At 50.0% G+C, this 11,930-nt stretch carries 8 protein-coding genes and 1 other RNA gene; 5 read left to right on the top strand and 4 right to left on the bottom strand.

Annotation, left to right across the window (positions count from 1 at the left end):
- Window positions 1–68 precede the first annotated feature (68 nt).
- Window positions 69–359: a NadS family protein gene (gene nadS, locus VJY99_RS14540; RefSeq protein WP_324119683.1), complete on the top strand. Its 291-nt coding sequence runs from the start codon at window positions 69–71 to the stop codon at window positions 357–359.
- 386 nt (window positions 360–745) lie between these two features.
- A complete protein-coding gene (locus VJY99_RS14545) occupies window positions 746–1,183 on the top strand; it encodes a hypothetical protein (protein WP_324119685.1) in 438 nt (145 codons plus the stop codon).
- Window positions 1,184–1,269: 86 nt separating this feature from the next.
- Here the strand turns inward: VJY99_RS14545 and menI are convergent, their stop codons facing one another.
- Complete coding sequence (gene menI, locus VJY99_RS14550; RefSeq protein ID WP_324119687.1) at window positions 1,270–1,680, bottom strand: 1,4-dihydroxy-2-naphthoyl-CoA hydrolase; 411 nt, start codon at window positions 1,678–1,680, stop codon at window positions 1,270–1,272.
- Window positions 1,677–4,733, bottom strand: a complete 3,057-nt coding sequence (ydiJ, locus tag VJY99_RS14555) for a D-2-hydroxyglutarate dehydrogenase YdiJ (protein ID WP_324119689.1) — start codon at window positions 4,731–4,733, stop codon at window positions 1,677–1,679. The genes menI and ydiJ overlap by 4 nt, the downstream gene beginning before the upstream one ends.
- 351 nt (window positions 4,734–5,084) lie before the next feature.
- Between ydiJ and ydiK the strand changes: the two genes are divergently transcribed.
- Together ydiK and rprA are read left to right on the top strand one after the other, a co-directional pair.
- On the top strand, window positions 5,085–6,185 hold the full coding sequence (ydiK, locus tag VJY99_RS14560; RefSeq protein ID WP_324119691.1) for an AI-2E family transporter YdiK: 1,101 nt from the start codon (window positions 5,085–5,087) through the stop codon (window positions 6,183–6,185).
- Window positions 6,186–6,390: 205 nt separating this feature from the next.
- Window positions 6,391–6,497: antisense sRNA RprA (gene rprA, locus VJY99_RS14565), an RNA gene on the top strand.
- Window positions 6,498–6,632: 135 nt separating this feature from the next.
- Here rprA and VJY99_RS14570 read toward each other — a convergent pair.
- Entirely contained in the window at window positions 6,633–9,017 is a 2,385-nt protein-coding gene (locus VJY99_RS14570) for a glycoside hydrolase family 3 N-terminal domain-containing protein (protein ID WP_324119693.1), read from the bottom strand.
- A gap of 458 nt (window positions 9,018–9,475) precedes the next feature.
- Here VJY99_RS14570 and VJY99_RS14575 point away from each other — a divergent pair, with 458 nt between their 5' ends.
- Window positions 9,476–10,873: a glycoside-pentoside-hexuronide (GPH):cation symporter gene (locus tag VJY99_RS14575; protein ID WP_324119695.1), complete on the top strand. Its 1,398-nt coding sequence runs from the start codon at window positions 9,476–9,478 to the stop codon at window positions 10,871–10,873.
- A gap of 151 nt (window positions 10,874–11,024) precedes the next feature.
- Here the strand turns inward: VJY99_RS14575 and VJY99_RS14580 are convergent.
- A partial coding sequence (locus VJY99_RS14580; RefSeq protein ID WP_324119698.1) for a putative PEP-binding protein occupies window positions 11,025–11,930 on the bottom strand: 906 nt, incomplete at its 5' end.

The following is an 11,930-nucleotide window of genomic DNA, read 5'->3' on the forward strand; positions in this document are numbered from 1 at the left end:
AAAAAATGGACTGAACAACTAGATAACACAGTGTCATATCAGCAAATCCAAAAATTGGGGATTGAATTATGGATAAAGAACTTTTTAACGAACTTGTGCAAAGCATGGAAGAGATGGTTGCTATTGAGAAAGGTGAAATGCAACCCGCTCGCGTTCACCGTTATGCGCTACCGAGCGTAAAAGAAATTCGTGAAGCTGCCGGACTAAAGCAGGAAGAGTTTGCTCAGGCAGTTGGGGTTAGCCCTTCGCTTGTGCAAAGTTGGGAGCAAAAGCGCCGCATCCCATCCGGGTCATCGCTAAAAATATTGTTGATGCTCGAGCATAATCCGGCGCTGATTAATGTGCTGCTGGCGCTTTAGCAACAGCAATCATTTAAAGGCTCGAATTATTCATGAAATTTATTATGAGAAATACATCCATTCATTTTAAAGCGTGATTTTTCACTTTATGCAAGTTAGGGAAATTGTTTGCGAGTGGCTTTCCAGTATCTGAATCACACGCTTTCAGATGAGTTGTTAAAGCAATAATATGCCCACGCACCTGCGAAATCAGGTGCCAGGATTGGCGTCCTGCACAATTACTGCGTTATACTCAGCGGCTTGCTCGAATTATGGTGGGCTGGTTGGGGGCATCGTAAGATGCGCCGCTTTAGTCATTGTCGGTACGCCAACCCCGTCCAGTCCACCACCAGCGAACTTGGCGTTTCCTGTGGTGGTTTTGAAATCCTTAATTGGAAACCAACACAATGACTATGAATCCGCTTTTCCCTCATCAGGTAATCATTAATACCAAAAACCTCGACATCATCGATCTTGCTGAACGCTGTGAATTACTCACCGATATATTAATTGATAGCGAAAACCCAGCCGAATGTGCAGCACTGTGCAATTACGTATATGCACATATTGAAGCAATAAAAGAGAATCTGGATAAACCATTATCTGCTGAACGTATCGAGCAATTATCGGTAAACGATCCGTCTGAATTCCCAGAACCTGTAATCTTTGCGGATTCCGATGATTTATGTGATTACAGCCAGGCAATTACGAGGATATTGCTTTGCCACACGTTGCCATTGGCAACAACGCAGGTGCTGAGTGGATTATTGATGAGGCTGATGAATACGCTGGTGGATGATTTGAAAAAGCCGCGTTTCTTGCGATCGACAATACAGGTGGCATAACTGCCAGGTAAGCCATTGATGAATGAAATACTCAATGGCTTTACGATGCATAAACTCAATCGCGAAATTAACGATTGATAACAGAATCAGACCACAGCCGTCGTCAGCCTTGAGGTACAGCAAAGCCGCCCTTGCTCGTCGCTGATTTCAATTTGCCAGACCTGGTGGCGGCGGCCAACGTGGACCGCCGTACACACGCCACGCACAATACCTTCACGCGCGGAGCGTAAATGGTTAGCGTTGACTTCAAGCCCAACAATTTTTTGCTCACCTTCAGTACATAAATACCCGGCAACGGAACCGAGCGTTTCTGCCAGCACCACCGACGCGCCACCGTGCAGCAAACCAAATGGCTGGCGAGTGCGGTTGTCGACGGGCATGGTGGCCTCCAACGCATTATCGCTAACGTGGGTAAACACAATTCCCACATGCTCCACCATATTGCCCTCACCCATTTTATTGAGCGCGGCAAGGTTCACTTCACGACGCCAGATCATCCCAGAATCTCCAGTAATGCCTGTAGCGGATGGCGCACACCGTTGCCTTCTACACGTTTAACCTGGCTGCGGCAGGAATAGCCTGTTGCCAGGCAGCGCTGACGCGGTAGACGCTGCATCGCCTGATGCCACGAAAGCTCGTAAATCCCCAGTGAGTTCGCATGGTTTTTCACTTCATGCCCGTAGGTTCCTGCCATTCCGCAACAACCGACACTGACGTTTTCGAGTTTCGCCCCCAGACGCGCAAAAATGGCCTCCCACTGATTTGGCGACGTCGGCAAGGCCGTCACTTCAGTACAGTGGCCGAACAGATACCACGCCTCGCCGCCCACCGCAGTGGTTTCACGATTGGCAAGCACCGCTGGCAACCATTCGTGAACCAGTTGAACGTGGAAACCCCCGCGAGCCTCACCCAGGGTTTGCTTATATTCGTCGCGATAACAAAGCACCAACGCGGGGTCGACACCCACCATCGGCATGCCTAATTTCGCAATGCGATTGAGGAAGTCTGAGGTTTTACGTGCGGTGCGGGCAAATTTTTGCAGGAACCCTTTAATGTGCTGTGCTTTACCATTGGGTGAGAATGGCAGAACGACGGGGCTGTAACCTAATTTACTCACCAGACGCACAAAATCCGCCACCACTTGCGCATCGTAATAACTGGTGAACGGATCCTGAACCACCAGCACGGTCTTAGCTCGCTGTTCTGCGCTGAAGTGTTCGAGTTGCTCAAGCGTGGTATTGGCGCAAGCATGCCCGACTAATTCCTGCTGAAGCGTCGGCGTGGAGAGCAGCGGTAAATCAATCATGCCGATGTGTTTCGCAGACAGATTGCGCACCCATGGCTGGTTCATAAAGAAGTTGAAGGTTTTAGGCGCACGCGCCATGAGCGGCGCATAGCTTTCTACGGTTGCCACCAGATGGTCACGCATCGGTCGCAGGTAGCGCGTGTGATAAAGCTGTAAGAAGCGCGAGCGAAATTCCGGCACGTCGATTTTGATTGGGCACTGCGTGGAACACGCTTTACATGCCAGGCAGCCTGACATCGCCTCTTTCACTTCGTGGGAAAAATCGTACTCGCCTTTACGAGCGTGCCAGGAGTTGCGCGTGCGCTCGATAAGTGTGCGCAGACTAGCGCGTTTTTCCGGAATTTGCTTTTCCAGCGCATCAGGATCGACACCGCGATCGGCCAATAAACGTAGCCATTCACGGGTTAACGTGGCGCGGCCTTTCGGGGAATGAATGCGGTTGCTGGTGATTTTCATCGACGGACACATTGGGCTTTTCACATCAAAGTTAAAGCACAAGCCGTTGCCGTTACACTCCATTGCACCACGCCATGAAGTACGCACTGCAATCGGGATTTGTCTGTCGAAGGTGCCGCGTTTCACCGCGTCAACCTGCATCATCGGGTCATCGACACCCAGAGGCGGACAAATTTTTCCAGGGTTGAGACGGTTATCCGGGTCGAAAACTGCTTTGATGCGGCGCAGTTCTTCATACAGCGTTTCACCAAAGAAGGCTGGGCTGTATTCCGCGCGGAAACCTTTGCCGTGTTCCCCCCACAACAAACCGCCGTATTTCGCGGTGAGTGCAACCACATCGTCGGAAATGCTCTTCATTAGCACTTCCTGATGCGGATCGGTCATATCCAGTGCCGGGCGCACATGCAGAACGCCAGCATCCACGTGGCCGAACATCCCGTAACTCAGATTATGACTATCGAGTAATGCGCGGAACTCCGTGATGTAATCGGCCAAATGCTGCGGCGGCACACAAGTATCTTCCGCAAACGGAATCGGCTTGGCCTGCCCTTTGGCATTACCCAGCAGACCAACGGCTTTTTTACGCATGTTATAGATGCGTTCAATGCCAGCCAGTTCAGTACAAACCTGCCAGCCGATGACACCGCCCTCGCGCTGGGCAATTAACGTGTCGAGGCGTTCACACAGCGAAGCGACCTGGCCTTCGATTAACTCCAGATCGTCCCCTGCAAATTCAACGATATTCAGGCCGAGCATCTCTTTACCGGGCACATCGGTAATCAATTCACTCACTGAATGCCAGACGATATCTTCCCGCGCCAGGTTGAGGACTTTGGAATCGATGGTTTCGACGGACAGCGCTTTCGCTTCTACCATGAATGGCGCGTTGCGCAGTGCGGAGTCGAACGAATCATATTTGATATTCACCAGACGACGCACTTTTGGCAGGCGCGTAATGTCCAGCTTGGCTTCGGTGATAAACGCCAGTGTGCCTTCTGAACCGCAGAGAATGCGCGTCAGGTCGAACTGCGAAAGATCGTCGTTATAAACGTGGCGTAGATCGTAACCCGTCAAGAAGCGGTTTAGTTTCGGGAATTTGTCGATAATCAACTGACGTTGTTCACGGCAACGCTCAAGTACCGTACGATAAATTTTGCCGCTCGGGCTGTCGTCACGCCCCAAGTCTTGCGCAAGCATTGTCGACATCGGGTGCGTATCAAGGATATCGCCACTGAGCAAAACAGCACGCACACCCATCACATGATCGGACGTTTTCCCATAGACCAGCGAGCCTTGCCCCGACGCGTCGGTATTGATCATCCCGCCTAGTGTTGCGCGGTTGCTGGTAGAAAGTTCCGGAGCAAAGAAATAGCCGTAAGGTTTGAGATATTGGTTTAGCTGGTCTTTTATCACACCCGCTTCGACTCGCACCCATCCCTGTTCAGGATTGATTTCAATGATGCGATTCATGTAGCGAGACATGTCGACGACGATGCCTTTATTCAGTGACTGGCCGTTGGTGCCAGTACCGCCACCTCTCGGTGTAAAGACCAATGTTTTGAAGCGTTCTTCTGAGGCAAGTCGGGTCAGTAAAGCGACGTCGGCCGTAGAACGAGGGAATAAAACCGCATCCGGCAGCAATTGATAAATGCTGTTATCGGTGGCCATCGTGAGCCTGTCAGCGTAGCTGGTTGCGGTATCACCGGTAAAACCTTGCTGTTCCAGTGCCTGCAAAAAATTGAGCACCAATTGAACAACACCTGGTGCCTGAGAAATTTGTGGGATCATTGCTAAGTCGACCCTGCTCTAATTATTTGGGAGATTGGTTGTGAGTTATCGTTTGCGTATATTAATTCTAATATTCATCCTAATACCCTAAATAATTCGAGTTGCAGGTAGGCGGCAAGGGCGCAAATCCCCAGGAGCTTACTTGAGTAAGTGACTGGAGTTTGTGAGTGCAGCCAACACCCCTGCGGCTCGAAGTATGACGGGTATTCGTTTTTAACACATTTTTTTCGGACATGCCTGCCTGTTTTGCTCCTGTTAAAAATCGAGTAAATACATCATCATTATTACAACCGCTTTGCGGTTTTAACGCAGGCACGTTGCCCGTTATCTGTTATTAAGGTGATTTTATCTATGGTTAAAGTCAGTCAGCCAAAGGATCTGCTACAGATCTTGCTGTCGGTGTTATTTATCTCGGTGATGATAATCGCCTGTTTATGGGTTGTCCGACCGTTTGTGCTCGGTTTCGCCTGGGCCGGGACAATCGTACTGGCGACTTGGCCGTTGATGCTTAAATTACAAAATGTATTGTGGGGAAAGCGCGCGCTCGCCGTCCTGGTGATGACACTTTTGCTACTGATGTTATTTGTTATTCCCGTGGCGCTGCTGGTGAACAGCCTGGTGGATAACAGCGGCCCTGTTATCGAATGGGCAACGAATGGCAATATGGAACCCCCGAAATTTGAGTGGCTAATTAGCATTCCACTCATTGGTGACAGCCTTTACTCTGGCTGGAACACGCTGGTAGACAGTGGTGGCAGCGCCATAATGGCAAAAATTCGTCCTTATATAGGCACCACAACAACCTGGTTCCTTGGGCAAGCGATACATGTTGGTAGCTTCCTGATGCATTGCGGCCTGATGCTGCTGTTTAGTGTGTTGTTGTATGCAAAAGGCGAAGCGCTGGGTAATGGTATTCGCCATTTTGCGCTCCGTCTGGCGGGTAACCGTGGCGATGCGGCCGTGTTGCTGGCAGGGCAAGCGATCCGCGCTGTGGCTCTGGGGGTGGTGGTCACCGCACTGGTTCAGTCCGTGATGGGCGGCGTGGGGCTGGCAATTGCCGGGATCCCCAATGCCACGCTATTAACCGTGTTAATGCTGCTGTGTTGTCTGGTGCAAATTGGTCCGTTGCTGGTGCTGATTCCGTCAATAGTCTGGCTGTACTGGACGGGTGATAACACATGGGGCACCGTGCTGTTGGTGTGGAGTTGCGTGGTCGGTACTATGGACAACTTTATTCGTCCGGTGCTGATTCGTATGGGTGCTGACTTGCCGATGATCCTGATTCTTTCTGGCGTCATTGGCGGTTTGATTGCCTTTGGCATGATTGGCTTGTTTATCGGGCCGGTTCTGCTGGCGGTATCGTATCGTCTCATTTCAGTGTGGATGCATGAAACGCCACCACCGCAAAATAGCCCCAATGAAGTGGTTGAGATTCTGGAAGAACACGAATAACAGTCCCTAAAACCTTGTGTTGCTTGCGCGTGCGAGCAACACAAGCGCAATCATTAACAATCCCGGGCTGTCCCCCGCTTCTTATCTCCTATACAAGCCATTGATTCTAAAAAAATACATTTATGTGATCTCAATCGTTAACTTTTCATTAACTATTGAGACGAATCCGAGAGACGCTCCACAGCGATGTACCTACTATTACTTCAAGGCTATGAATCAACACATTGATTTATAAGCATGGAAATCCCCTGAGTGAAACAACGAATTGCTGTGTGTAGTCTTTGCCCATCTCAATGATGGGCCTTTTTTTGCCTATTGTTTGCCCGTTATACTTCGAGTTACTGCGGCGTTGACTGCACTCGCTCACCCCAGTCACTTATTTAAGTAAGCTCCTGGAGATGAGCTCACTTGCCACCTTGCTTTAACTCGAATTATTTAGTGCACGCATTAAATTCGGGATGATAAAACCTCACAATGACTCACCATTCGCCACTGACCGGTAATCACCCTCGTTTCGCCTGTCACGCTGACAACGCCCGAACTTCTGATATCACCACTTGATGCGCCAATACGAATCTCAAACTCGCCTGGCTCCACCACGCGTTCACCATTGCGGCGGGTGAAATTCAGCATATCGGTCGGCACACTAAAGGTGAGACGCGCGCTTGCTCCCGGCTCAAGTTGCACGCGCTGGAAGGCTTTTAGTTCCTGAACTGGGCGCACCATCGACGCCACTTTGTCATGAACATAAAGCTGCACGACTTCACTCCCCGCCACCGCGCCACGGTTGCTGACAGTCATGCTCACATTCACTACCCCGTTATCATTGGGCACAACATCACTGGATAATTGCAGCGGACTATAGTCAAACTCAGTCCAGGTTTTGCCATAACCAAACGGATAGCGGGAACCAAAGTGGAACGCGAAGGGTGTCCCTCCGCTCTTCAGTTTGTGGTTGTAGTAGTACGGCATGGCACCCGCACTTTTAGGGATGGAGACCACTAGCCGCCCGCCAGGTTCTGCACGCCCCGTCAATACATCGGCAATCGCATGTCCACCTTCCTGCCCTGGTGCCCAGGCCATAAGCAGTGCAGCCACGTTATCTTCCTGGCCGCCCAAGTTATAAGGCCGGCCGCCCGTCATCACCACCACCACGGGTTTGCCTGTTGCAATCAGTTCATCCAGCAATTGCTGCTGTACGCCAGGCAGTAACAGGCTGTCGGTATCTGAACCTTCGCCCACGGTACCGCTCTGGAATAAGCCGGATAAATCCCCGACGCACAGCACCACAACATCACTTTGTTGGGCAATTTTTACTGCATCAGGAATCAACGAAATGTCGTTAGAAACGGGTGAAGACTGCATCGGTTTACCGCCGCTGTCACCGGGGAAAACAGGTGCACCCGCCATACGTTTTTCGATGATGTGGCAACCTTTGGCATAACGGATATTTTCGCGACCTAGTCGCTCACGCAGGGCTTGCATGGGCGTGACCACCTGTGATGTTTGCTCCAGCATATCGCTGATTATCAAATGCACCGGGAAACTATAACCGCTGAGCAGTGCCAGCGGGTCGTCAGCTGTTGGTCCAATAACGGCGACACGCGGCTGCCCCTTGAGCGGTAATGTGCCGTCATTCTCAAGCATGGTGATAGAACGCGTTGCGACTTCACGCGCAAGCTTGATGTTGGATTCGCTTTGCAGCGCGACACTGTTTTCATCACGATAAGGGTGTTCAAACAGGCCCAGACGAAATTTCTCTTTCAGTACGCGAGCGACAATTTCATCAACTTTTTCCATGGTGATTAAACCACGCTCGACAGCCTGTGCCAGATGGCGCGCGCAGTCATCTTTCGGCAGTTCCACATCCAGCCCGGCATTAAAGGCCAGCGCCGCCGATTCTGCCGCATCGTGAGAAATACCGTGATGCTGATGTAGTAGGCTAACACCGCCGTAATCAGCAACAATCAGCCCATCAAAGCCCCATTGTTCACGCAACACGGTAGTGAGTAAGAATTCATCTGAGTGCCCTGGCTGATTATCAATGTCGTGGTAGGCAGGCATGACAGATCCGGCATTTGCCAGTTTCACCGCCATTTCGAACGGCAGCAGGAAGGTATCGTTCAATTCGCAAAAGCCCAGATGGACTGGCGCATGGTTACGCGCCCCTTCGCTAAACGAGTGCCCAACATAGTGTTTCAGTGTCGCCAGCAGGTCACGGCTCTTGCCTTGCAGACCTTTCACATAATGCGTGGCCATCATTCCCACCAGCCACGGGTCTTCACCAAATGTCTCTTCGGTTCGTCCCCAGCGCACATCACGTGACACATCCAGCACCGGCGCAAGCCCTTGATGGCAGCCCGTAGAGCGGGCTTCATCACCAATAGCTGCTGCAACCCGTTCGATAAGATCCAGATCCCAGGTGGAACCATAGTTTAGGGATGAAGGGAAAAGTGTGGCGTCTTTGCACAACAAACCGACTAAACACTCTTCGTGAAACATTGCCGGAATACCCAATCGTGTTTCTTCAACCAGGGTTTTCTGTAAACGATTGGCCGCACGTACACCTTCTTTTGCCTCCACAATGTGGGTGCCTAACGGCCTTGTGATTTGCCCGACACCCAGTTTAAGGCGCTCAGTAAGTACTGCCTGTTCGGTTACTCCGGCAAACTCATCGCTTAAATCAGTACGTTCACGGTGCTGACCGTCGCTGGATAAAATCAGCCAATACGCATGCATTTGTGCGAATTTTTCTTCCGCTGTCATGCGCGACAGCAGATCGCTAACACGTTCACTAATTGGGCGGTAAGCGTCCTGATAAATGGCAGACATAGTATTCCCTTTTTGATTTCGGCCATCCCCATGAGGGTGCGCGGAGATAATTTTCAGCCATCAATATGAGTGATAAATGAAGCCGCAAACAATTGTCAGAATACCCAGCAAGTTTATGTTTTTTGGTTTTTAGCCATAAGTGTGATGGGATTCAAAAATATTCTAGCTAACACGATCCTTCAGTATAAAAAATGGGAATAAGAGATAACTGCGTCACAGTTGATAAGAAACATAAAACGCAAATGAAAAATTACAATACTCCTCATCACATTCACCACATATAACTAGTGCTATCCGCGAGGTATATATACCCAAATAATTCGAGTTGCAGGTAGGCGGCAAGGGAGCAAATCTCCAGGAGCTTACTTGAGTAAGTGACCAGGGTTTGTGAGTGCAACCAACACCCCTGCGACTTGAAGTATGAGGGGTATATTCCGACTCTTAATAAAGGTGAATGTATGTCGGTGCTTACTGAAAAAATTACCATTAAAGAAAAACTGGGTTTTGGGCTAGGTGATGCGGCAAGCCACATCGTGTTTGATTCCTCCGTAGCTATTCTGGCTTATTTCTACACCAATATTTATGGTTTACCCCCAGCAGTGATGGGGACTCTATTTTTAGTGGTTAGGGTACTTGATGCCATTACCGATCCGATTATGGGGGCTATTGCTGACCAAACAAAAAGTCGTTGGGGACGCTTCCGTCCGTGGTTACTGATCATCTGTATTCCCTTTGCAGTAAGTTGTGTCCTGGTTTATTCAACTCCCGACTTTGACCAAACGGGTAAAATTGTTTACGCCGTTCTCGCTTATATTTTCATGACACTAATGTACACAGCGATTAATATTCCGTATTGCTCATTAGGCGCTGCAATTACTTCTGATCCGCAAGAAAACCTGTCACTGCAATCCTGGCGTTTTGCCATTGCTCCCATTGGTGGTGCGATGGGTACAGCATTGATTCTGCCGTTGGCTGATTTTATTTCACCGGGTGACAGAGCAGCAGGCATGCAGTGGGCGATGGGTCTCTTCGGGGTGATTGGCTGCTTCATGTTCCTGGTCTGCTTCATGACGACCCGCGAACGTATTACACCGGTTAAAGAAGAAAACCTGAACATCATGCGCGATGTCCGCGTGTTATTAAAAAACGACCAGTGGCGTATTCTGTCGGTTTATAACCTGGCAATGTTGTGTGGTGTGGTCGTGCGTGGCAGTCTGCTCGTTTATTTCGTGCAATATATTCTTAATCAGGGCAGCGGCATTATTTCTATGTTTATGCTTGCTACGACTGTTGCTGCGGTATTTGGTAGTTTGTTTGCAAAACATCTTGGTGGCTGGATGTGTAAAATCCGCGCCTCGATTTGGGTGAACGTGCTCAGTGCGGTGGTCGGGTTATTGTTCTTAGTGTTACCGACTGATTACTGGATGCCCGCTTTTATCGTGCATATCGCCCTTAATATATTGCAGGGTATTAATGCTCCACTGCAATGGTCAATGATTACCGATGCGAATAACTATGGTGAATGGAAAACCCAACGTCGCATTACAGGAATGAATGTCGCTGCAAATATCTTCATCATTAAGTTGGGCGTAGCAATCGGTGGCGCATTAACGGGGTGGGGTCTGGCATGGTTTGGTTATCAAGCCGGGGTGGAGCAACAATCAGCCGAGGCTGTGCGTGGCGTACTGATTCTGTTTACCGTACTGCCCGCTATTTTCTACTTAATGACAGCCATCTCGATTCGTTATTACAAATTAACTGAAGAGAGAATGAACAGTATTGTGAGCGACTTGCGTGTAGGGAAATTCCAGAGTGAAAGTGAAGTCACTGGGGTTATGACGCCAAAAGTCTCGTAATAAAAAAGGCTCCTCTGCGATGAGGAGCCTTTTTCGATTAAAGCTATACCCAAGTCACTTCAAGATGCAGGTAGGCGGCAATCGAATGACAAATTCGTCGGGTGAGTGAGAGCAGCCAACACCCCTGCATCTTGAAGGACGACGGGTATAGTTATTTATTCGCTTCTGCCAGACTCAACCAGGTTTGCACTACTGTATCCGGGTTCAGAGAAAGACTATCAATCCCCTCTTCCATCAACCAGACCGCAAAATCTTCATGGTCGGACGGGCCTTGTCCGCAGATACCGACGTATTTACCTTGCTTCTTAGCCGCTTTGATTGCCATCGACAGCAGTGCTTTCACTGCGTCGTTGCGCTCGTCAAACAGTTCGGAAACGACGCCTGAGTCGCGGTCCAGTCCCAACGCCAGTTGGGTCATGTCGTTTGAACCGATGGAGAAACCATCGAAATATTGCAAGAACTCATCAGCCAGCAAGGCGTTTGATGGGATCTCACACATCATGATGATTTTCAGCCCGTTCTCACCGCGTTTCAGACCCTGACGTTCCAGTTCTTCAACTACGGCTTTAGCCTGCGCGACGGTACGCACAAACGGCACCATCACTTCGACGTTGGTCAGACCCATCTCGTTACGTACGCGTTTCATGGCGGCACATTCCAGTGCGAAGCAATCGCGGAAGCTGTCGGACACATAACGCCCCGCCCCACGGAAACCAAGCATTGGGTTTTCTTCTTCCGGCTCATAACGCTCGCCACCCACCAGGTTGGCGTATTCGTTGGTTTTGAAATCGGAAAGACGAACAATCACGCGCTTCGGCGCAAATGCGGCACCCAGCGTCGCAATCCCTTCGGTTAGACGGCCGATGTAGAACTCAATCGGGTCATCAAAGCCTTTCATCATTTGACGAATCTGCTGCTGCAATTCCGGCGTTTGCTGATCAAACTCCAGCAACGCTTTGGGATGCACGCCAATCATACGGTTGATAATGAACTCCAGACGCGCCAGGCCAACACCTTCGTTCGGCAAGCAGGCGAAATCGAACGCACGATCCGGATT

The sequence above is a fragment of the Buttiauxella sp. genome (assembly GCF_035271705.1).
Lineage (GTDB): Bacteria > Pseudomonadota > Gammaproteobacteria > Enterobacterales > Enterobacteriaceae > Buttiauxella.